Below are 22,099 nucleotides of genomic sequence, written 5' to 3'. Positions count from 1 at the left end.
CCACCATGGGTTTACTCGACATACTCAACGGCATGCAGAACGGCCCGCGCGGGCCCGGCAACCCGAACGCGCAATCCGACAGCAAGGAGGGCATGTCGCCGATGACCATGGCGATCCTGGCCCTGCTGGCCTGGAAAGCCGTGAAACATTTCGGCGGCAGTCAGCCGGGTGCAGCGCCGTCGGCGCCTTCTGCCCCGCCGAAACTGCCCGGCAACGTAACTGCGGGCCTGCCCGGCGGCCTGGGTAACGCCATGGGCGGAGGCGGCCTCAGCGATCTGATGAAGGGCGGCCTCGGCGGCTTGCTCGCCGGCGGTGCCGCCGGCAGCATCCTCAGTGGCGGTCTCGGCGACCTGCTCAAGCAGTTTCAGGAGAAGGGCCAGGGCGACGCGGCGAGTTCATGGGTCAGCAACGGACCCAACAAAGAGATCGCACCGGGCGATCTCGCCAGCGCGCTCGGCGCCGACCAGATCGAATCGCTGACCTCGCAGACCGGTATGTCGCGCAATGATCTGCTGCAAGGTCTCAGCCAGTATCTGCCTGACGTGATCAATCACCTGACGCCGGACGGAAGGCTGCCGGACGAGAACGAAATCTCAGGCCGGCTTTGATACCGCGGCGCGCTCGCGCGCCGCATTCTCCCTCATAGAACATTGCAAAGGACCATCGCCATGGGTGGCATTATCTGGGTCATTGTCGTCGGCTTTGTCGCCGGAATTATCGCGCGCCTGCTTTCGCCCGGTCCCAACAATCCGAGCGGCTTCATCCTGACCACGGTGCTCGGCATCGCCGGTGCGTTTCTCGCGACCTTCATCGGCCAGGCGATGGGCTATTACAGCGCCAGTCAGGGCGCCGGCTTCGTCACCGCCACCATCGGCGCGCTGATCGTGCTGTTCATCTGGAACCGACTGGTCGCCAGCCGCGTGATTTCGGATCCGGGTAATCGATAGAAAAACTATCCGTCGTCCCGGCGAACGCCGGGACGACGAATAATTGCCCAGCCTCACAAAACCAAATGCATCCCCGCATCCATGCGGACGAACTCGCCGGTCATCTGTCCCGACGCCGGCGAGGCGAGGAAGCAGACGAGCTGCGCGATATCGTCAGCCGTTGAGGCCGTCTTCAGCGGCACCTTCGCAATCACCGAATCCCGCACCACCTTGGCGCCGGCTTCGCCACGGCCTTTCGTGAACCAGGGCGTATCGATGTAGCCGGGGCACACGGTGTTGACGCGGATCAACGGCGCCAATGCGCGCCCCAGCGATTGCGTCATGGTGTTGAGCGCGCCCTTGCTCGCGGCATAGGCGACCGACGAGCCCCCGCCGGAAATGCCTGCTACCGACGACACGTTGACCACGGCGGACGCCCGCCCGGCGGCTTTCGCGCCGGCCTCGAGCTGCGCGCGCGCGGCGCGGATCATCTGGAACGGGCCGATGGTATTGACGGCGTAGATGCGCTGGAAATCTTCCGCCGTCAGATCATCCATCTTGTCGTGCGGCACATGCTTGGTGGTGCCGGCATTGTTGACCAGCACGTCAAGCCGTCCCCAGGACGCGGCGGCCGCGGCAATCTTCTTGCAATCCTCGTCGCGCGAGACGTCGCCCTGCACCACGATAACTTCGGCGCCCGCCGTGCGGCAGAGGTCAGCGGTCGCTTCGGCCTCGGCCTTGCTGTTGGAATAATTGACGACGATGCGCGCACCGCCCTTGGCCAGAATGGCCGCGGTCGCAGCCCCAAGGCCGGATGCCGAACCCGTTACGATCGCGTACAAACCATCCTTCGACATCCGCATTTCCTCGTTTTGTTTTGAAACTTTGTTCGAGCCTGTTTCCGCGTCTACCATATCTCGGGGCAAAGTCCCTGCAAATCGGGGAAATCCGTTGCGCGGAATTTATTCTTCGCCTGTCGCTCTGTATGCCGTCGCCGCAGGCGGCCCTGCGGGCAGCGCTTGTCAGGGCTATGGCTTTTCCGCATCATAAAGCGCAAGAAAAGACCGCACCTGAAGCTGGCGGAACGCCGGGCCCAGTGCCAATAGACTGAGCCAATCAAGATGAGGAACGCTGTGGCGGAGAGTGAGAACATCGTTGCCGAGACCGCGGAGAAGATCTTCGCCGATCTCGCCGACGCCCAAACCATCAATCGCGACAAGAACGGCGCGTGGAAGGCCCCGCTCTGGCAGGCGCTGAGCGAGTCCGGCCTGCCGCTGTCCTGGGTGCCGGAGGATTGCGGCGGTTCGGGTGCGAGCCTTGCCGAAGGCTTTTCCGTTCTCAGCGCCGCCGGACGTTTTGCGGTCGCGGTACCGCTGGCGGAGACCATGCTGGCGGGATGGCTGCTGGCGCAGGCGAAGATCTCCTCGCCCGACGGCGAAATGACGGTCGCGCCCGCAAGCCCGAAAGACCGCGTCACGCTCAACGCCGATGGCAGCCTGTCGGGCAAGGCCCGCGGCGTGCCGTTTGCGAAGGCCGCGAAACATATCGCGGTTGTCGCCAGCGACGCCAAGGGGCTTTCGATCGCGCTCGTTGAAGCAGCCAAATGCCGGATCGATTCCGGCCTCGGCCTCGGCGGCGACCACAGCGACACCGTGACCTTCGACAAGGTGCAGCCGGTGACGACCAGGCCGGCGCCGAAAGGTTTTGAGCAGACCCATCTGATGCTGATGGGCGGCGTCGCCCGCTCCCTGCAGATCGCCGGCGCGCTGGAATCGATGCTGGAAATTTCCGTGCGCTATTCCAACGAGCGCGTCGCCTTCGAGAAGAAGATTTCTAAATTCCAGGCGGTGCAGCACAATTTGGCGCGGCTCGCCGGCGAGTCGGCAGCGGCGCTGGCCGCGGCGACCTCGGCCGCGGACGCCATCGCCAACGCCACTTCATTCAACGACGAAGTGTTCCTCGAAGCGGTATCGGCGAAAATCCGTTGTTCGGAAGCAGCCGAAAAGGGTGGCGGCATTGCCCATCAGGTGCATGGCGCGATCGGCTTCACCATCGAACACATCCTGCATCGCTACTCGCTGCGGGCGCTCGGATGGCGCGACGATTTCGGCTCCGAAAGCTACTGGGCGGTCGAGCTCGGCAAGCTTGTGGCGAACCGCGGCGCCGATGAATTGTGGCCGCTGGTGGCCTCGCGCTGATCTTCATAACCGTTTGCCTGCATAGAGACGCACCATGACCGCAGCCCTCCGTTTCGATCCGATCCGCCTGCCGCCCGAATGCGAACAGCTTCGCAAGGAAGTGCGCGCCTTCCTCGCCGAGGAAATCGCCGCCGGCACCTTCGATCCGCACCAGCCCAACCGCGAAGACACCGACGCGCCGGAATTCTCCCGCCGGGTCGGCGCCAAGGGCTGGCTCGGCATGACCTGGCCGAAGAAATATGGCGGCCATGAGCGCTCGTTCCTCGAGCGTTATGTGGTCACCGAAGAGATGCGCGTCGCCAACGCGCCGACGCGGCGCTTCTTCGTCGCCGATCGTCAGAGCGGCCCGGTGCTGCTGAAATACGCGCCCGAGAACATCAAGATGGACATCCTGCCGCGCATCTGCCGCGGCGAGGTCTGCTTTGCGATCGGCATGAGCGAGCCCAACTCCGGCTCCGACCTGTTCGCGGCAAAAACCCGCGCCACCAAGACCGACGGCGGCTACCTGATCAACGGCACCAAGATCTGGACCTCCTCGGCCCACATCGCCGACTACATGATCGCGATCTTCCGGACGTCACCGCCCACGAAAGAGAACCGCCGTCACGGCCTGACGCAGTTTCTGGTCAAGATGAAGCAGCCGGGCATCGAGGTGAACCCGATCCAGCAGATCACCGGCCAGTACGAGTTCAACGAAGTTGTCTTCACCGACTTCTTCGTCCCCGAAGATCACGTGCTCGGCGAAGTCGACGGCGCCTGGAAGCAGGCGACCTCGGAGCTCGCCTATGAGCGTTCGGGCCCCGAACGTTTTCTCGAAACCTATTACGTGCTGACCGAACTGGTCCGTGCGGTCGGCAAGAACCCGGATACCCGCAGCGCCGAGGGCATCGGCCGCCTGGTGGCGCAGTTGCACACCATGCGGCGCATGTCGGTGTCGGTGGCGGGCATGCTGCAGGCCGGCAAGGAGCCGGTGGTTGAAGCCTCCATCGTGAAAGACATCGGCACGGTATGGGAGCAGGCGCTGCCGCACCGGGTGCGCGACCTCGCGGCGTTCGTCGAGGAAACCGCCACCAACCGCGAGACGCTGGAAAACCAGCTCTCGTTTGCGATCAAGACCGCACCAAAACTGACGATCCAGGGCGGCACCACCGAAGTGCTGCGCGGCATCATCGCCCGCGGGCTGGGTTTGCGCTGACGCGCGGCCTTGCTTGCGCTCATTCAACGAGGAAACAAAATGACAAAATACACGGATATCGGCGTCGAGAAGCACGGCCATGTCGGCCTGATCGAAATCCAGCGACCGCCGCTGAACTTCTTCGACATCTCGCTGATCAACCAGATCGCGGACGCGCTCGAGGAATTCGACAAGGATATCGAGATCCGCGCCTCGGTTCTCGCCGCCCAGGGCAAGGCGTTCTGCGCCGGCGCCAATTTCAGCGATCCGAAGCGGCAGGAGCAGGAGGCCGCCGAAGCGGCAGCAGCCAAAAAGGGCGATCCCGCCGACAGCCTCGGTTCGATCAACAGTCTTTACCTGCACGCGGTGCGTATCTTCCGCGCCAAGAAGCCGGTCGTCGCGGCCGTGCATGGCGCGGCGATCGGCGGCGGCCTCGGGCTTGCGGTCTCCGCGGACTTCCGCGTCACCTGTCCCGAAGCGCGCTTTGCCGCCAACTTCACCAAACTCGGTTTTCATCCGGGCTTCGGGCTCACCACGACGCTTCCCGAACTGGTCGGCAAGAACAACGCCGAGCTGATCTTCTACACCAGCCGCCGCGTGACCGGCGAGGAGGCCACCAAAATGGGCCTCGCCAATATCTGCGTGCCGCAGGATCAGGTGCGCGCCGAGGCCATGAAGCTCGCAGCTGAAATCGCCGAATGTTCGCCGCTCGGCCTGCTCTCGACCCGCGCCACTATGCGCGCCGGTCTCGCCGACCGCGTGCTGGCCGCGACCAATCACGAACTCGCCGAACAGTCCCGCCTGCGTGCCACCGAAGACTTCAAGGAAGGCGTCAAGGCCACGGCCGAGCGAAGGGTCGCGAACTTCAAGGGGCGGTGAGGTCGAAGCTGCAGCTTCAACAACAGTGTCGTCCCGGCCTTGAGCTCAGATGCGCAATTGCGCATCTGGGGACCCATACGCCGCGGCTTATCGGTGTGAGCACCGGCGTTAGATACCTTACTTCACAACTAAAGCCGCGGCGTATGGGTCCCGGCGTTCGCCGGGACGACATGCGGTGAGGGCTTACGCCTTCCCCACCACCAGCGCATCGACAATCGTCACGCCCTGCCCCTCCGGATGCACCAGCACCGGATTGATCTCGATCTCTGACATCTCACTCGCATGCTGCGCCGCCAGTACCGAGACCTCTGAAATCAATCGCGACAATGCAGCCACATCGGCCTTCACCGCGCCACGAAACCCGTTCAGCAGCGGCGCTGCTTTCAGCGCCCCCAGCATCGCCGCCGCCTCTTCCGCACTCACCGGCGCCGGCCGGTAGATCACGTCGCGAAACAGTTCCGTCGTGATGCCGCCGAGGCCGACCATGATGACCGGCCCGAACACCTTGTCCGTCAGCGTGCCGACGATGATCTCGACGCCCTTTTTGGCCATCGGCCCGACCAGCACGCCCTGGATCGCGGCATCCGGCCGGTGTTTTCGCGCGTTGTCGAGCAGCATGCCGTAGGCCGTAAACGCCTCGCCCTTGGTCGTGACGTTGACGCGGACGCCGCCGACCTCGCTCTTGTGCGGGATGTCGCGCGACTGGATTTTCATGACCAGCGGAAAGCCCGCACGTGCGATCGCGGCATCCAGTTCGCCTCGATCGGTCACCAGCATTTCGTCCGGCAGCGCGATGCCGGCATCCCGCAGCAGCGACTTGCTGTCGAACTCCGACAGCGCGGTCGATTTCAGATGCGCGGATAAATCGCGCGCCGGCAGCGCCGCCACATCCGCCGGCGGCGCCAGTTTGAAATTCGCGAGCTCGACAAGCCGCCGCATCGCGACGCCGACATGCGTGAGGCCCGACAGCACCACGACGCCGGATTTCGCGAGTTCTCCGCGCGCGAACGCCGACGGCAGCGTGTAGGAATAGAACACGATCGGCTTGTTCTGCGCCAATATCACCGGCTTCAGCTCGGCCTCCTTGAACCACATCCGCACCTCGCTCGACAGCGACAGCACCACCAGGATGGCGTCGACTTCGTCGGAGACGGCGAGCAGATCGATGGTCTTCTGCAGGCCGCCGCTGCTGACGCCTTGCGCGGTAACATCGACCGGATTGCCCGCGGCGCCATAGGACGGCATCCACTTCCTGATTTCGGTTTGAATCGACGGCGACAGTTCCGGGACTTTGAGCCCCTGCATCGAGACCGTGTCGGCGCCCCAGATTCCGCCGCCACCGGACACGGTCAGGACAGCGACGCGGTCGCCCTTCGGCAGCGGGTTCGTCGTCAGCACGGCTGCGATCGTCACCGCTTCGTCGAGATCGTTGGAGACGATAAAGCCATATTTGGCGAACAACGCGTCATAGGCCGCGGACCATCCGGCCATGCTGGCGGTGTGCGAGGCCGCGGCGCGCTCGCCCGCGCCGGAACGCCCGACCTTTGTGACGATGACGGGTTTTCGCATCTCCGCGGCGCGGCGCGCGGCGGAGAGAAACTTGTCGACGTCGCGGATACCTTCGATGAACAGCAGGATCACGTCGGTGGAACGGTCCTGCACCATGTAATCCAGAAATTCGCCGGCGCCGAGATCGCTTTCATTGCCGGCGCTGACGCAATAGCTGATCGCAACGCCGAGCGCCTTGGCGCGATGCTTGATGGCAAAGCCGATGCCGCCGGATTGCGCGACGATGGCGATACGCCTTGTGGTCGCGACAACAGGCACATGACCCGGCTTGACGTCGACCGTCGGACTGAAGGTGGCCGCTACCTTCTGCACTTCACTGAGGAAACCTTCGGCATTGGGACCTGAAATCCGCATGCCGGTGCGCTTCGCAATCGCGACGATCTTCTCCTGCATGACAGCGCTGTCGCCGCCTTCCTCCGCAAAGCCCGAGGAGATGATGACGGCATTCCTGACGCCGACCGCGGCACACTCCTCCAGCGCGCCCACCACGGCGCGAGCGGGAATGATGATGATGGCGAGATCGACCGGCGCGCCGACCTCGGCGATGGCCTTGTAGCATTTCAGCCCGTCGATATCGGGATAGTTCGGATTGATCGGATAAATCCTGCCCGGATATTCGTTCTTCCGCAGCATCGACAGCAGCCGCCCCGGAATCTTCTCATGATCGCGCGAGGCGCCGATCAGCGCGATGCTGTCGGGCGCGAAGAAACTGTCGAGCGGGTGCGGCATGATTTACTCCGTCATGGCCGGGCATAGCCGTCTGAAGGACGGCGTCGCTTCGCTCGCCTATGCCCGGCCATCCACGTCTTTCTTGCTGTTGGACCTTAAAGACGTGGATGCCCGGGACAAGCCCGGGCATGACGACTGAGTGAACGCGCGTCAATCACACGGTAAGACTAAACCTCACCCCGCAGAGATCAAACCCGTCCCCGGCCACCTTGCAGCCCTTGGCCCTGGCCGCCTCGCGCACCTTGGCGATATCGGCGACCTTGAACGTCAGCCCGCTCATCAAATCGGCTGGCCCCTTGACGAAGTGGAAGCTGGCATTGGGCAGTTTCAGCTCCGGCTCGCCCTTCGCGTTCCTGCTGACGGAGACGCCGATGATCTTGCCCCAATGCGCGGCCAGCACCTCCGGTTCGGGGCTTTCCATCTCGACGTCGGTCAGCGCCAGCGTCACATCCTTGGCGATCGATTTCTGCCAGTCGGGACCAGCCGGCGGATAGGTTCCCAGAATGTCGTCGCTGCCTTCGGTGTGGTTGAACTCGATGAAGGCGGCGCGGCAATCGCGCGGGTGCAATTGCACGCCATGGTACGGCGCGTGCGTGATCACGTTCGCGGTGCGCACGCCCATCTCGTTCGCGCGCTTGCCATAGGCATCGGGGTCATCGCAGCAGAAGATCGCCATATAGCCGCCGCGGCCGCCATTCTTGTCGATGAAGCGGCCCGCCGCGGTGCCCGGCTGGAACGGCGCCACCACTTCGAGCAGGATGGTGTCGACCGGCAGCAGCGCGTTCTCCAGGCCGTATTTGGCGACATTGCCGTCGCGGAAGCACTCGTTCAGCCCCATGATCCCTGCAATGTCCGAAATCACGGGCTCCAGCTTCGGCGCCACCAGGCAGATCTGCCGCAGCCTCATATAGCCGGCCATTTCACTACCTCAGTGGTTCTGGAATACGGGCTTGCGCTTCTCGACGAACGCCTTTGCCGCTTCCTTGTGATCTAGGGTCTCGCCCGAACGCGAATGGTGGATCGCCTCGGCGTCAAAACATTCTTCCAGCGACATCGTCTCGGCATTGTTGATGTTGCGCTTGATGTAGCCGAGCGTGATCGACGGGCCCTGCGCCAGCGACAGCGCCAGATCATACGCGACCGCCTCGACTTCCGCGTCGGGCACCACCTTGGTCACCATGCCGAGATTGTAGGCTTCCTGCGCGCTGAGCACCGGCGAGGTCAGGTACAATTCGCGCGCCTTGGCGCTGCCGAGCATTTGCGTGAGGAAATACGTGCCGCCGTAGTCGCCGGACAGTCCGACCTTTGCAAACGCTGTTGTGATCTTGCAGGACGCGCTGGCGACCCGGAGGTCGCAGGCAAGCGCGATCGAGAGCCCGGCGCCGGCCGCGGCGCCATCGACCTGCGCCACCACAGGCTTTTGCATCTGGTGCAGGATGCGCGAGACTTCCATGCCGCGGCGGAGATTGACCATCTTGGCTTCGAACGACAGCGGCGCCCGGCCCTCCGCCATCGATTTGACGTCACCGCCGACGCAGAACGTGCCGCCGGCGCCCTTCAGCAGCACCGCGCGCACCTCGTGATCCTCGGCCGCGCGGCGCGCCGCCTCGACGAGGCCGCGCGTCATGTCCGGATTGAGCGCGTTGCGCCGGTCGGGACGGTTCATGATGATGGTGAGCAAGCCCTGGTCGAGCTGCTGGAGGACCATTTCGTTCTGGCTCATGTGCGGGTTCTTTCGTGGTTATTGGTTGGCTTCGTCATTCCGGGGCGATGCGAAGCATCGAACTATGATGTGCAATTGCACATCTGAGAATCTCGAGATCCCGGATTCGCGCTAATGCGCTCCGGGATGACGGCCTTTCGGCCGTCACTTCTTAACCAGCGGGCAGCGCGACAATTCCAGCGACTGGAACGCCTCGTTGCCGGGAATGGTCGCCAGCAGCTTGTAGTCGTCCCAGCGGCCTTTCGATTCCGACGGCTTCTTGACCTCGAACAGGTACATGTCGTGCACCATGCGGCCGTCCTCGCGGATCTTGCCGTTCTTGGCGAACATGTCGTTGATCGGCGTCTCCTTCATGATTTTCATGACGGCCGCCGAATCGGTGGTGCCTGCGGCCTTCACCGCCTTCAGATAATGCGTGACGGAGGAGTAGACGCCGGCCTGCGCCGACGTCGGCACGCGCTTGATGCGTTCCATGAAGCGTTTTGAGAACGCGCGGGTCTCGTCGTTGAGGTCCCAGTAAAACGCTTCGGCAAGCAGCAGGCCCTGTGCGGTCTCGAGCCCGATGCTGTCGATATCGGTGACGAAGGCGAGCAGCGGCGCGACCTTCTGGCCGCTCTTCGTAATTCCAAACTCGGCGGCCTGCTTGATGGCGTTGATGGTGTCGCCGCCGGCATTGGCCAGGCCGATCATCTTGGCCTTGGAAGATTGTGACTGCAGCAGGAACGAGGAGAAGTCGGACGTGTTGAGCGGATGCCGCACGCTGCCGAGCACCTTGCCGCCGGACTTCGTCACGACATTGGCGGTGTCCTTTTCCAGATCATGTCCGAACGCATAGTCCGCGGTCAGGAAGTACCAGCTGTCGAGGCCCTGCTTGACGGAGGCCAGGCCGGTCACATTGGCCTGTCCGTACGTGTCGAACACGTAGTGCACGGTCAGGGGACCGCAGGCTTCGTTGGTGAGCCGGATCGAGCCGGGCCCGTTGAAGATCACGATCTTGTTGCGCGTCTTGGCGATCTCGCCGGCGGCCAGCGCGGTTGCGGACGCCGCGACGTCGAACAGCATTTCGACGCCCTGATTGTCGAACATGTCACGGGCGATGTTGGCGGAAAGGTCGGCCTTGTTCTGGTGGTCGGCCGCGATGATCTCGATCTTGCGGCCGAGCACCTCGCCGCCGAAATCCTCCACCGCCATCTTCGCCGCATATTCGCTGCCGGGCCCGGTGATGTCGGCGTACAGGCTCGACATGTCGAGGATGCCGCCAAGCTTGAGCGGCGGCTTGGCTTGCGCCAGCGCAGCCGTGCTCGACATCGCCAGAACAGCAGCGAAAATGCCTGTGACAACCCGCTTCATGAAGGCCTCCCTTTTTTGCGTGCCGCATTACCTGCGGCTTTGAATTTCACTCGGCGCGATCATGCCGCATGGCACCCATAGCGGCAAGGCGCGTGCGAAGCGTGTCTCGCATGCGTTTTTCCGTTAAGCGGAATGGAGTCTCACAAAGTTCGTCATGCCCGGCCTCGCGCCGGGCATCCACGTCTTTGTTTCACTAGGGCGAGATAGACGTGGATGGCCGGGGATAGGCGAGCAAAAGCGACGCCGTCCTTCAGACGGCTATGCCCGGCCATGAAGCGAGAGAGCGCTAGGCATGCTATAATCAGCGCATGTCAAATTCCAAGCAACCGGGCACTAAGGTCAAGAAAACACGCTTCGTGATTGGCCGCGACGACTTTTCCAAGATCTGTGCCGTCGAGCGTATCCGGCTAACGCCAAACATGAAGAAGCGAGCGGCTGATGCGGAGCGAAAGGGATTGTCGGCGGAAGAGTATCGCCAGACCATTATGCGCGCTTACCGTAAGGCCTGAGCGTCCACGGTCGATGCGGAATGAATTTAAATCTGAACTATCCCAACAACCCTTCCCCGGCGCGTGGGTCACATTTTCGGATCGCAATTGAGGCACAAGATACACAAACACGCTGGACAACGAGCAGCGTCATGACCCATCAGGCATTGCATTGCGGATCATGGGTCATGACCTGTCTCATATTCCTGTCCACCGCAGCTCCCGCCAACGCCGCCGGCTGCATTTTCGAACCGCAAGGCGAAGGTCGCGTCGCCGCCGTGATCGACGCGCGCAGCTTTCGCCTCGATGACGGCCGCGAGGTCCGCCTCGCCGGCATCGTGCCTTCGGCCACGGACAAGGCGAACGGCGCGGCAGCCCTGTCATCGATCGTCACCGGGCGCGATGTGACCCTGCACGGTGACGACGACGCGCCGGACCGGTATGGCCGCCAGTCCGCCTTCGTATTCCTGCCGGGTTCCGAGACGACAGTACAAAGCGAACTGCTGCGCCGCGGAGAGGCGCTGGTTTCGACCGAAATGGCCGTCAAGGACTGCGCCGCGGAACTGGCGGCCGCCGAGGCCGAGGCGCGGCGCGCCAAAAGGGGAACCTGGGCCGATCCGGCGGCCATAAAAAACGCGGAAAGTCCCGGCGATATTTTGGCCGGGATTGGGCGCTTTTCGGTGGTCGAGGGCAAGGTTTTGTCCGTGCGGCAGGCAGGGGCAACGACCTATCTGAATTTTGGCCGGAACTGGACTCGGGACTTTGCTGTGACTATTTCAAGGCGCATGATGCCGGCGTTCGAGGCGGCCGGGCTCTTGCCTAAGTCCTTCGAAAATCGACGGATTCGTGTCCGCGGGTATGTCGAGGCGCGGGGTGGGCCACGGATCGACGTGCTCCGGGTGGGGCAGATTGAAGTGCTGGGTGGGAATTAGCTCGTTTCAGAAGAGAAGAGTGGGCTGACGTGACGGAGCGTTCAGGACGGCGCGAGGGAAGTACAGGCCGCCGCCTTTTGGCTGCGCTGGCCGTGCTGTGCGCTGCTTTGACGCTGTCGGCCTGCGGCAGTGTCGGCGGCCGGTTGGAGACATCAGCGCCGACGGCAGCCACAGCGCCGGCGAAGCCGAACCGCACCGTGGCGCAGACACCCGCGAGCGAGCGCGAGCATGAGCGCATCCTCTCCTCCTATGGCGGCACCTATGACGATCCGAAGCTGGAAGCGCTGATCAGCAAGACCGTCGACCGGCTGGTCGCGGCCTCCGACCGTCCCGACCAGGCCTATCGGGTGACGATCCTGAATTCCGGCGCGGTCAACGCGTTCGCACTGCCGACCGGTCAGCTCTATGTGACGCGCGGCCTGATCGCACTCGCCAGCGACACCTCGGAATTGTCTTCGGTGCTGAGCCACGAAATGGCGCATGTGCTGGCCAAGCACGCCTCGATCCGCGACGACAAGGCAAGGCAGGCGGCCGTCGTCACCCGCGTCGTCACCGACATGAGCAACGATCCGGATCTGACCGCGCTGGCGCTTGCGAAAACGAAACTGACGATGGCGAGCTTCTCCCGCGCCCAGGAGTTCGAGGCCGACGGCATCGGCGTCGGCATTTCGGCGCGCGCGCATTTCGATCCCTACGGCGCCTCGCGCTTCCTGAGCGCGATGGAGCGCAACGCGGCGCTGAAGGCCGGCAAGACCTCGCTCGATCCCCGCGCGCAGGACTTCCTGTCGTCGCACCCGGCAACTCCGGAGCGCGTGCAGAATGCGCAGAACTCGGCCCGGCAGTTCTCGTCACCGGAAGGCGGCGAGCGCGACCGCGAGACTTATCTCGCCGCGATCGACAACATCGTCTATGGCGAAGACCCCAGCGAAGGCTTTGTGCGCGGGCGGCGCTTCCTGCATCCCAAGCTCGGCTTCTCGTTTGCCGCCCCCGACACTTTCACGCTCGACAACACCGCACAGGCCGTGATCGGCGTCCGCGAAGGCGGCACGCAGGCGATGCGCTTCGATGTGGTGCGGGTGCCGGCGGAGCAGTCGCTCGGCGATTACCTCAATTCCGGCTGGATGGAAGGCGTCGAGAAGGCCTCGACCGAAGACCTCACCATCAACGGCTTCCCGGCGGCGTCAGCCTCGGCGAGCGGCGACCAGTGGCAGTTCAAGGTCTACGCGCTGCGCTTCGGCAGCGACGTCTACCGCTTCATTTTTGCCGCAAAGCAGAAGACCACCGAAAGCGAGCGCAATGCGCGCGAGACCGTCAACTCGTTCCGCCGCCTGACGCTCGAGGAGATTCAGGCGGCACGTCCGCTGCGCATAAAAGTCATCACCGTGCAGCCCGGCGACACCGTGGAATCGCTCTCGCACCGCATGTCCGGCGTCGACCGCCCGGCCCAGCGCTTCCGCATCCTCAACGGCCTCGACGCCAACGCCCAGGTCAAGACCCGCGACCGCGTCAAGATCGTGGTGGATTGACGCGCGAAGCGCGCAACACCAATCTCTCGTCGTCCCGGACAAGCGAAGCGCGATCCGGGACCCATAACCACCGATTTGCGTTGATTCACGTCGCTGTGGCTCCAGCGATTCAAAACCACACGCTTTCGTGGTTATGGGTCCCCGCCTGCGCGGGGACGACGTGGGGATAGATATCGGCTTGACCGCACACCACGGGGCGCACTGTCAACTCACGCGCCTCAGTGCTTGCTCGGCTCAAGCACCACGACCACACCCGTCATCTCAGGTTCATGCGGCCTCAGACTCGTGAGCGTCGCATCGCTCCAGTCGGCAAGACTGACGACTTCGCCGCTTTGAGCCTCGGTCTCCGGCGTCCCGGTAGGTTCGAGAACCTTGAGGCCGCGGGTATCGAGAAAGAACGTGTGGTTCCCGAACAGATTGTTCAGCTGCGGGACCGCCGGATGATCGTCGGGAAGAACCTCGGCCTGGAACTGGCTCAGGGTTTGTTTAACCTGTGTCGAGCTCAACTTCATGATCTGCTCCATCTAGTGCGCGATTTTGGTCTGTCTCGATGTTCCCCTCCTTCTGCTCCCGCGTGCATCAGATCAGCCCGAGGCAAGGCAAATCCAATTCGTTCCCGGGCGTGCGATCGTGGATGGGTGCGGCCGAAGCTCTGTTTGTTGCCAGCCACATGCCTCGAATGAATCCGCGCAGGAAACGTTCCCGCCATCACGTCAAATTTGCAGAACGCCCTCGACTCGCGAGCGCGCTCCTCTCAAGCCGCAACAAGCCGCTCGATTTCGGCAACCGGATGCGACGTCAGTTCCTTTGGAATTTCCGCGGTCACGCGCGCGATGACCTCCGCGTGGAGAGCCTTGCGAAGAATGCCCAGCACTTTCGGCGGAGCGATAATCACAAGCTTCTCGAAAAGATTGGCGTGAGCATGACGATAGAGCGCGTCGGCAAGCTCGCCGGCAAACCGCTCCTCGGCAATGTGGTGCCAGTCTGTTTCTTCCATGGCGCTCCGGGCCGCACCAACACTTGCGTTGGACCGCCCCGGACGATCGGTACCTTGTTCGCGCGTCGGCGGATTGTCGCGCTCGATAATCCTTTCGACGACAAGCTGGACCCGATGCGCAGTGCCTTTGTTGCGCAGGAAGAGCGCCTTTTGACCGTCGCCGACGAGGATAAGCGCGTTGTGGGGAACATGGGTTGCGGGTTCCGTGGCCATTCTTGCTCCAATCGGTTGCGTTGATTGACAACGCCGGAGCCAAGATAGGTTTCCGCAAGGAGATACCGGGGTCGACATCGACATCGCGTCAAATGAGCACGCGATCGATCTGCACCGGAGACTGCATAAGATCTCCGTCGTCCCGGACAATCGAGCGTAGCGAGCTCGATCCGGGACCCATAGCCACCGATGCTGATTGTCTGTTCGGCGCTGTAGCTCCAGCGTGGCGGCCACGCAGATTCGTGGTTATGGGTCCCGGATCTCGCTTCGCTTGTCCGGGACGACGTGTTGATGGATTTTCGGCTGACAACAAAAACAAAAAGCCCGGTCTCTCGACCGGGCTCTTCGTAATTCAATCTGCAAGCAGCGACTTACGCCGCCTCGTCCGCAACGGCAGCATCGTCACCGTCGGCGTCGGCCTCATCACCTTCACCGTCAGCTTCGCTACCGGCTTCGGTCTTGGCGCCGCGGCGCGGGCTCTTGGCGAGCTGGCTCTCGATTTCCTTGACCGCTTCGGTCTCGGTCGAATGCTGGACGACGGCGATTTCGCGCGACAGGCGATCGAGCGCCGCTTCATAGAGCTGGCGTTCGCTGTAGGACTGTTCGGGCTGCGAGTCCGAGCGATAGAGATCGCGCACCACTTCGGCGATCGCAACGATGTCGCCCGAATTGATCTTTGCTTCGTATTCCTGCGCCCGGCGCGACCACATCGTGCGTTTGACGCGCGCGCGGCCTTTGAGCGTCTCGAGGGCCTTCTTGACCAGCGCCGGATCGGACAGCTTGCGCATGCCGACATTGGCGACCTTGGCGGTCGGCACCCGCAGCGTCATCTTGTCCTTCATGAAATTGATCACGAACAGCTCAAGCTTGGCGCCTGCGATCTCCTGCTCCTCGATCGCCAGGATCTGGCCGACCCCGTGAGCGGGATAGACCACGAATTCATTGGCCTTGAAGCCCTGACGCTGGGTCACGACCTTCTTCGGCTCCTCCACGCGCGGGGCGGCGGCCTTCGGAGCCACAACAGCGGCCTTGGGCGCAGCAACGGCAGCCTTGGGAGCAGCAGCGGCAGCTTTGGGGGCAGTCTTGGCGGCAACCTTCGAGACAGTGGCCTTCGAAGCTGTCGCTTTCGCGGCAGTTTTTGCAGTCTTATCTGGCATTGAGCTTCTTTTGTTTTTCGAGGACTTTGTGGCTGCAGCCTTCTTGGCTTCCTTTACAGACGCCTTGGCACGGCCTTTGGTTGCGCTGCGGCTGGCCGCGGCGGCTTTTTTCGAAGTCTTTGAAACACTCTTTTTACGCGTTTTCTGTGACACAGCCTGCGCGCGGAACTGCCACGCCCCTGTTCGATGTTTTTACGGAACCACCGGGAGGGCCAAAGTTACGCAAGGCCGGATCCGGCTTGTAATGTGCCCAATATAGCACATTTTCCGCAAAAATCAATGATTTACGCCCTGTTTCGGACCTTCGCAGGGACCTTTCGGTCATAAGTCCGTCAACAAGGTTAAATCGGCAGGCTGTGTATGGGTCTGGTGGCTCCGAATTAGGTTCAAATTAGGTCCGGAGCGGTCTCAACTGGTCTGGAAGGCGGTTCCGCGAATCAGTCCCCGCTACCGGGTTCCTTGGAAAAATATTTCTCGAACTTGCCTTCCACACCCTCGAATTCTTTCGCGTCCGGCGGCTGGTCCTTCTTCTGGGTGATGTTGGGCCAGGCCTTGGCGTATTCGGTGTTGACCTCGAGCCACTTCTCCAGGCCCGGCTCGGTGTCCGGCTTGATGGCGTCGGCGGGACATTCGGGTTCGCAGACGCCGCAGTCGATGCACTCGTCGGGATGGATGACCAGCATGTTCTCGCCCTCGTAGAAGCAGTCCACGGGGCAGACCTCAACGCAGTCGGTATATTTGCATTTGATGCAGGCATCAGTGACGACGTAAGTCATCCATAACTCCGAAAGAATTGGCTCCGAAACGATCAAGTTTTTCCGGGGTTTGCGTAGCGCATGAACTGCGCAGCCGCAAGGGAAGAGCAAGGCAACGACAAGCAGGCCGCAGCGCCGGAAAGCTTGGCTATTCAAGCGCCCGGCGGGCTCGTTTGCAGATAGTCATTCCCTGCGGTTCTGCAAATCCTCGTAAGTCACGCGCGCGGCCGCGGCATCGCCCCGCCGCTCGGCAAAGCCTGCGACTTTCAGCACCCGCACCGAATTGTCGAGCCCGATGGTGACGACGTCGCCGAGCTTCACGGCATGTCCCGGAGCCTTCTCGCGCACGCCGTTGATGCGGACGTGGCCGGCCTCGACCAATGCGGCAGCACTTGTGCGGGCCTTCACCACCCGCGCATGCCACAGCCATTTATCGAGACGCTGTCGATCCAATGAGGACCCTTTTAGGGATCAGCGATCCTTGTTGCCGGCGAGCTGCTCCTTCAGCGCCGCCAGTTTTGCGAATGGCGAATTGGGATCGATCGGCCGGTCGCGCTCGCGCGGCGCGGCGCTGGTGGCGTATTGCCGATGCGACGGCCCAGAGTCGCGCTTGTCGCGGCCGCCCTTGTCACGCCCGCCGAAATCGCGGCCGCCTTTATCGCGCCCGCCACCCTTGTTGCGGTCACCCTTGTTGCGATCGCCGCCGAACTTCTCCGGACGACCGCCGCCCTTGTTGTCGCGGCGGTTGTCATTGTCGCGGCCCTTGCCTTCAAAGCGCTCGCGCGGCGGACGGTTGTCGGCACGCGCCTCCTGCGGCGCGCCCTCGGCCGGCGGCGTGGCGTTGGCGTCAGCAGGCGCGCCTTCGCGCGGCTTGCGGAACTCGCTGTGACGGCGGCCGCGGCGATGACGCTGCTCGCGTCCGGGCGCTGCAGCCTCGCCGCCTTCACCGGCGGCAGCCGCGGGCGCAGCACCGTCCTGCGGAGCGTGCGCGCGATCGTGCTGATGGCCATGACGACGCTGGCGGTTGCGGTCGTGGTGCGGACGGCGTTCTTCCGAACGGCCACCGGGCCGCCAGACTTCCACCATTTCGGGCACGACAGGCGCATCGGGCTCAGCGGCAGCTTCTGTTGGCGCAGCGTCCGCCGGGGCGGCGTCGCTGGCGACGGTCTCTGCCGTGGCTTCAGCAGCAGGCGCTTCTTCAGGCGCGGCGGCCACTTCGGGTGCTTCTACGACCGGCGTTTCCACGACCGGTGCTTCCACGGCTGGCGTTTCCACCGGCGCAGGCTCTGCGGCGGCTTCGACAACGGGTTCAGCTTCCGCCACAGGCTCCTCGGCCGACGCCGGCGCGAGGGTGACCTCAGGCAGCAAGGCGGCCGATGGCGCGGGGTCGCCGGAGACCGGCTGGGCGACGGTCTCGTCAGCGGTTTGCGCGGGCGCATCTGCAGCGGCTTCGGCCGGCGCGGCCGCATCGGCCACAGCCTCGGCGCCCTCAACCGGCGCGGCTTCCACCACCACCGGTTCAGTCGCCGCGACCGGCTTCGGCGGCAGCGGGGCGCGGCGCTCGGAGCGATAGCCGAGCGCGCGCAGGATCGAGGCGAAATCTTCGCCGGCCGATCCCGTCAGCGAGGTCATCGCCTGCGTCACCACAAAGCTGCGGCCGTCGAACGCGCCGGCGGGTTTTTCGCCCGGCGAACTTTCACGCCAGGCCAGCGCAGGCCGAATGAGATCGGCAAGACGCTCCAGAATATCGACGCGCACCGCGCGCTCGCCGCACTGGCGATAGCCGAGCACGCGATAGGCGTCGCGCGCCAGCGCCTTGTCGACCGCGAACGAAGTGCGGCCGCTTGAGGCCAGATGCTGCGCACCCGACAGCGCCGACATATCGACATTGTCCTGCTTCTCGGCCCACAGCAGCGACGCCAGCGAGCGCGCCGCGGGTTTTAGCAGTCCCGGGAAATAGATGTGATAGGCGCCGAAGCGCACGCCGTATTTGCGCAGCGTCGCGCGCGAGGGCTGGTCGAGATCCTTCATCTCGGCGGTGATCTTCGAACGCTCGAGCACGCCGAGCGCCTCGATCAACTGGAACGCGATGCCGCGCGCGATGCCGGTGATGTCCTCGGCCTTGGCAAGCCCGAACAGCGGGCCGAGCAGCTTCTCGATATGCGTTTTGAGCCACAGGTCGAGCCGCGTCTGCACGGCTTCGCGCGCCGCGCCATTGAGGCGATCGTCGGAAATGATGCGCAGGCGCGGATGCAGCGCGTCGTCGGCCGCGACGAGTTTAGCCACCGCATCGCCGGTCCAGCGGATGGTGCCGTCTGACGTCAGCACGAACGCGTCGTCGGGCGCTGCGGCGAGTTTCTCGGCGCGCGTCTCGATCTCGCCGGCCAGCACCTGCTGTGCTGCCGCCTGCAACGCCTTGGCGTCGCTTCCGGCCTCCGCCGCATCTGGTGCAAAGGTGAATCCGTCGAGGCGGCCGATCACATGGCCTTCAACGATCACTTCGCCGGTCTTGCCGATTTCCGTATTCAAAACACTGTTCTCCCGCAGGCGGCGCATCAATACACTGGTACGGCGGTCAACGAAACGCTCCGTTAGCCGATCATGCAGCGCATCGGACAATTTATTTTCGACCTCGCGCGTGATCCCCTGCCAATGATCGGGGTCACCCAGCCAGTCCGGCCGGTTGGCGACGAAGGTCCAGGTGCGGATTTGCGCGATCCGGCCCGACAGCGTGTCGATATCGCCGGTGACGCGGTCGGCCTGGTCGACCTGGGCCGCGAACCATTCGTCGGGAATCCGGCCCTTTTTCATCAGGAAACCGTACAGCGTGGTCACCAATTCTGCATGGGCGGCCGGCGCCAGGCGCCGGTAATCCGGGATCTGGCAGGCCTCCCACAGCCGTTCCACCGCTGCCGGCCCGTGCGCCATTTCCCGCACATCGCCGTCGCGTGCCGCATGATCGAGCACGCGCAGATCCTCGGCAATTGGCGCGCGGGTCAGCACTTCGTGCTGCGGCGAGAGCGCCAGCGAGACCTGCAGGCTGCCGAGCGAGGCGAAATCCAGCTTGGAATTGCGCCACTGCAGCATTTTGACGCTGTCGAACGTGTGGTTCTGCAGCGCGTTCACCAGTTCCGGCTCGAACGGCGCGCAGCGGCCCGTGGTGCCGAAGGTGCCGTTGCGCGTGGCGCGGCCGGCGCGGCCCGCGATCTGTGCAAACTCGGACGGATTCAGGCGGCGGAACTGGTAGCCGTCGTATTTGCGGTCGGAGGCGAACGCGACGTGATCGACGTCGAGGTTGAGGCCCATGCCGACGGCGTCGGTGGCGACGAGATAATCGACGTCGCCGTTCTGGAACATCTCGACCTGCGCATTGCGCGTGCGCGGTGACAGCGAGCCCAGCACGACGGCCGCACCACCATGCTGGCGGCGGATCAACTCGGCGATCGCGTAGACTTCATCGGCGGAGAACGCGACGATCGCGGTCCTTCGCGGCTGGCGCGTGATCTTGCGGTCGCCGGCGAATTCAAGCTGCGACAATCTGGGCCGCGTGACGATCGACGCGCCCGGCAGCAGCCGCTCGATGATGGGCCGCATCGTCGCTGCCCCCAGCAGCAGCGTCTCGTCGCGGCCGCGGCGGTGCAGGATGCGATCGGTGAACACATGCCCGCGTTCGAGATCCGCCGCGATCTGGATTTCATCGACCGCGAGGAACGACACGTCGATATCGCGCGGCATCGCTTCCACCGTCGACACCCAGTAGCGCGGGTTCTTCGGCTTGATCTTCTCCTCGCCGGTGATCAGCGCGACGCTCTCAACGCCCGCGCGCGCGGCGATCTTGTTGTAGACCTCGCGCGCGAGCAGTCGCAGCGGCAGGCCGATGATCCCGGACGAATGCCCCAGCATCCGCTCGATCGCCAGATGCGTCTTGCCGGTGTTGGTCGGCCCCAGCACCGCGGTAACGCCGGCGCCGGGAGCGCGTTCATGTCCAAACGTGGACGAGTAGGAGAAAGCCATAATTTGCAGGTGTTTCTTTGATTCTCAGCGGCGCCGCGCGGTTTGTTATGTGTGTCAGTTTGCGACGGTGATGCGGTCGCGGCTTAAGCTCTGGAACGAGTCTAGAACGAATCGCGAAGGAATCGCTGACTCTTACTTAAACTGGCTTCGTTCACCGCAACATCCAGCGTTAGCGCTCATGATGCGGCACTAGATCAAGTTTGCCTGGGGTCCACAAGGCGGGGTTTTCAAGCGAATTCCTTAAAAGTTGAGAGGGCTCGGAGTCGAATCAGAAAGGGTGAAGAGTCAATGGGATTCCTCGCTTGTCATGCCCGGGCTTGACCCGGGCATCCATCAACAAACATGGCCCTTATCCGAAGCGGATGGATTGCCGGGTCAAGCCCGGCAATGACACAGGGACCCGAATGCACTCCGTTGTTCCTGCCGTTACTGCGTCTTCGCCACCCGGGGCGGCGCGGCTGTGGTGACAAAACTCGTGGCTTCCAGCATCGCGGGGCCGAACGGGGTCGGGATCGTCATGCGGAACGGAACCAGGATGCGGGTGCCGGCGATCGGCACGAAGGCGATCTCGATGTTGCGCTGGGCGGCGAGGTGCTTGATCACGGGCCGATCGGGGATATAGCCCGCGATCGGCGTGAAATAGACCGCGCAGACCACCGCCGGCCCATGATAGCCGCGCTCGGCCTTCACATTTTCCATGCGCTTGTAGTCGAGCTTGAGGTCATAGCGCAGCCGGCCGTCGAAGATGCCGGTGCCGGTGCGGCAGGCCTCCGGCGACAGCGGATCGCCCGTTCCGGGCACGCGGATCATCGCGCCCGTCATCGGATCGAGCACGTTTTTGCGGTGCGCTTCGGTCACGACGATGCGGTCCGGATCGACCGGCGGCTCCGGATCGATGGTAAAATCCTTCACGCCCCCGTTCGCGATCACGAGGCGGATGGTCTCGGATTTCTTCGAACTCGTGGTGGTCGCGGTATAGGCGTTGGCGACCAGCGCCCCACCCACGACGCGGCCCTGGGAGGCGCCGGAACCCTTGCCGCCCGAAAACGCCTGTAATAGCCCGGTGGAACCGCCCTGCGCGGAGGCGGAAAACGCATCATCGCCGATTTCGATGGTCCAGGTGCCCTTGCCGACGGGAATGCCCGCCAGCGACGCCTCGTAATGGGCATCGAGCCGGCCCTGCGCGGAGGCATCCAGCGGCGCCAGCCACAGCAGCGCCCCGGCCGCAAGACTGCCCAACAGGCCGAAACGATGCGAAATGGCACGTGTGGTCACGTAACTGACGGTCCTGCTGGCGCGAGCTCTTGTTTATGTAATCAGAAATATCCGGCAATCAACGCGTGGCTGGTTTCTCGCGGTGGCTCAATCCGCGGGGAACAGGGATGTGGGCGGGGATTGCGCCCTTTATATGGTCCTAACGCCTTGATATCCTTAAACCCTTGTAATGGCTTCCAAACCGCCAACGCCAC

At 63.6% G+C, this 22,099-nt stretch carries 20 protein-coding genes; 8 read left to right on the top strand and 12 right to left on the bottom strand.

The window, feature by feature from the left end; genetic code table 11:
- The first annotated feature begins 5 nt into the window (after positions 1-5).
- Together ABIE49_RS23655 and ABIE49_RS23650 are read left to right on the top strand one after the other, a co-directional pair.
- Positions 6-608, top strand: coding sequence for a YidB family protein (locus ABIE49_RS23655; protein WP_192736511.1), 603 nt, complete (start codon positions 6-8; stop codon positions 606-608).
- Between the two features lie 60 nt (positions 609-668).
- Complete coding sequence (locus ABIE49_RS23650; protein WP_192736510.1) at positions 669-947, top strand: GlsB/YeaQ/YmgE family stress response membrane protein; 279 nt, start codon at positions 669-671, stop codon at positions 945-947.
- Positions 948-1,000: 53 nt separating this feature from the next.
- Here ABIE49_RS23650 and ABIE49_RS23645 read toward each other — a convergent pair whose 3' ends face one another.
- On the bottom strand, positions 1,001-1,783 hold the full coding sequence (locus ABIE49_RS23645) for an SDR family NAD(P)-dependent oxidoreductase (protein WP_192736509.1): 783 nt from the start codon (positions 1,781-1,783) through the stop codon (positions 1,001-1,003).
- Between the two features lie 276 nt (positions 1,784-2,059).
- On the opposite strand from ABIE49_RS23645, the gene ABIE49_RS23640 reads away from it, so the two are divergent.
- Genes ABIE49_RS23640 through ABIE49_RS23630 form a run of 3 tightly spaced genes read left to right on the top strand, consistent with a single transcriptional unit; the run spans position 2,060 to position 5,177 of the window.
- Entirely contained in the window at positions 2,060-3,124 is a 1,065-nt protein-coding gene (locus ABIE49_RS23640; RefSeq protein WP_192736555.1) for an acyl-CoA dehydrogenase family protein, read from the top strand.
- A gap of 34 nt (positions 3,125-3,158) precedes the next feature.
- Positions 3,159-4,319: an acyl-CoA dehydrogenase family protein gene (locus ABIE49_RS23635; RefSeq protein ID WP_192736508.1), complete on the top strand. Its 1,161-nt coding sequence runs from the start codon at positions 3,159-3,161 to the stop codon at positions 4,317-4,319.
- A 39-nt stretch (positions 4,320-4,358) separates the two neighbouring features.
- Positions 4,359-5,177 (top strand): enoyl-CoA hydratase/isomerase family protein, encoded by an 819-nt coding sequence (locus tag ABIE49_RS23630; RefSeq protein ID WP_192736507.1) that lies wholly within the window; start codon positions 4,359-4,361, stop codon positions 5,175-5,177.
- A gap of 183 nt (positions 5,178-5,360) precedes the next feature.
- On the opposite strand, the gene ABIE49_RS23625 is transcribed toward ABIE49_RS23630, so the two are convergent.
- From ABIE49_RS23625 to ABIE49_RS23610, 4 genes are all read right to left on the bottom strand, one after another.
- Complete coding sequence (locus ABIE49_RS23625) at positions 5,361-7,475, bottom strand: acetate--CoA ligase family protein (protein ID WP_192736506.1); 2,115 nt, start codon at positions 7,473-7,475, stop codon at positions 5,361-5,363.
- A 154-nt stretch (positions 7,476-7,629) separates the two neighbouring features.
- Positions 7,630-8,394 carry a VOC family protein gene (locus ABIE49_RS23620; RefSeq protein ID WP_192736505.1) on the bottom strand — a complete coding sequence of 255 codons (765 nt, stop codon included), beginning with the start codon at positions 8,392-8,394 and terminating at the stop codon, positions 7,630-7,632.
- Between the two features lie 9 nt (positions 8,395-8,403).
- Positions 8,404-9,198 carry an enoyl-CoA hydratase gene (locus ABIE49_RS23615; RefSeq protein WP_192736504.1) on the bottom strand — a complete coding sequence of 265 codons (795 nt, stop codon included), beginning with the start codon at positions 9,196-9,198 and terminating at the stop codon, positions 8,404-8,406.
- A gap of 144 nt (positions 9,199-9,342) precedes the next feature.
- Positions 9,343-10,548: an ABC transporter substrate-binding protein gene (locus tag ABIE49_RS23610; RefSeq protein ID WP_192736503.1), complete on the bottom strand. Its 1,206-nt coding sequence runs from the start codon at positions 10,546-10,548 to the stop codon at positions 9,343-9,345.
- A gap of 308 nt (positions 10,549-10,856) precedes the next feature.
- Here ABIE49_RS23610 and ABIE49_RS23605 point away from each other — a divergent pair, with 308 nt between their 5' ends.
- The 3 genes from ABIE49_RS23605 to ABIE49_RS23595 all read left to right on the top strand — a co-directional run bounded on the left by ABIE49_RS23605 (position 10,857) and on the right by ABIE49_RS23595 (position 13,494).
- A complete protein-coding gene (locus ABIE49_RS23605; RefSeq protein ID WP_192736502.1) occupies positions 10,857-11,057 on the top strand; it encodes a hypothetical protein in 201 nt (66 codons plus the stop codon).
- Positions 11,058-11,188: 131 nt separating this feature from the next.
- The gene (locus tag ABIE49_RS23600; RefSeq protein ID WP_192736501.1) at positions 11,189-11,968 is read left to right on the top strand and encodes a thermonuclease family protein; all 780 of its coding nucleotides are present in this window, start codon (positions 11,189-11,191) and stop codon (positions 11,966-11,968) included.
- A 29-nt stretch (positions 11,969-11,997) separates the two neighbouring features.
- Positions 11,998-13,494: a M48 family metalloprotease gene (locus ABIE49_RS23595; protein WP_192736500.1), complete on the top strand. Its 1,497-nt coding sequence runs from the start codon at positions 11,998-12,000 to the stop codon at positions 13,492-13,494.
- A gap of 218 nt (positions 13,495-13,712) precedes the next feature.
- Here ABIE49_RS23595 and ABIE49_RS23590 read toward each other — a convergent pair whose 3' ends face one another.
- The 7 genes from ABIE49_RS23590 to ABIE49_RS23560 all read right to left on the bottom strand — a co-directional run bounded on the left by ABIE49_RS23590 (position 13,713) and on the right by ABIE49_RS23560 (position 21,872).
- Positions 13,713-14,006, bottom strand: a complete 294-nt coding sequence (locus tag ABIE49_RS23590) for a hypothetical protein (protein WP_192736499.1) — start codon at positions 14,004-14,006, stop codon at positions 13,713-13,715.
- A gap of 242 nt (positions 14,007-14,248) precedes the next feature.
- Positions 14,249-14,782: a host attachment family protein gene (locus ABIE49_RS23585; protein WP_354066942.1), complete on the bottom strand. Its 534-nt coding sequence runs from the start codon at positions 14,780-14,782 to the stop codon at positions 14,249-14,251.
- Between the two features lie 293 nt (positions 14,783-15,075).
- Positions 15,076-15,861, bottom strand: a complete 786-nt coding sequence (locus ABIE49_RS23580) for a CarD family transcriptional regulator (protein ID WP_192736498.1) — start codon at positions 15,859-15,861, stop codon at positions 15,076-15,078.
- A gap of 437 nt (positions 15,862-16,298) precedes the next feature.
- Positions 16,299-16,637, bottom strand: a complete 339-nt coding sequence (gene fdxA / locus ABIE49_RS23575) for a ferredoxin FdxA (protein WP_192736497.1) — start codon at positions 16,635-16,637, stop codon at positions 16,299-16,301.
- A 162-nt stretch (positions 16,638-16,799) separates the two neighbouring features.
- Positions 16,800-17,069 (bottom strand): RNA-binding S4 domain-containing protein, encoded by a 270-nt coding sequence (locus ABIE49_RS23570; RefSeq protein WP_192736496.1) that lies wholly within the window; start codon positions 17,067-17,069, stop codon positions 16,800-16,802.
- 18 nt (positions 17,070-17,087) lie between these two features.
- Positions 17,088-20,630 (bottom strand): helicase-related protein, encoded by a 3,543-nt coding sequence (locus tag ABIE49_RS23565; RefSeq protein ID WP_192736495.1) that lies wholly within the window; start codon positions 20,628-20,630, stop codon positions 17,088-17,090.
- Between the two features lie 426 nt (positions 20,631-21,056).
- Complete coding sequence (locus ABIE49_RS23560; protein ID WP_192736553.1) at positions 21,057-21,872, bottom strand: DUF3108 domain-containing protein; 816 nt, start codon at positions 21,870-21,872, stop codon at positions 21,057-21,059.
- Positions 21,873-22,099: the final 227 nt, after the last annotated feature.

Origin of the sequence: Bradyrhizobium sp. OAE829 (assembly GCF_040546575.1) — a bacterium.
GTDB lineage: Bacteria > Pseudomonadota > Alphaproteobacteria > Rhizobiales > Xanthobacteraceae > Bradyrhizobium.
Note: the sequence above shows the minus strand (reverse complement) of the source record. Positions and strands in the feature narration are given on the sequence as shown.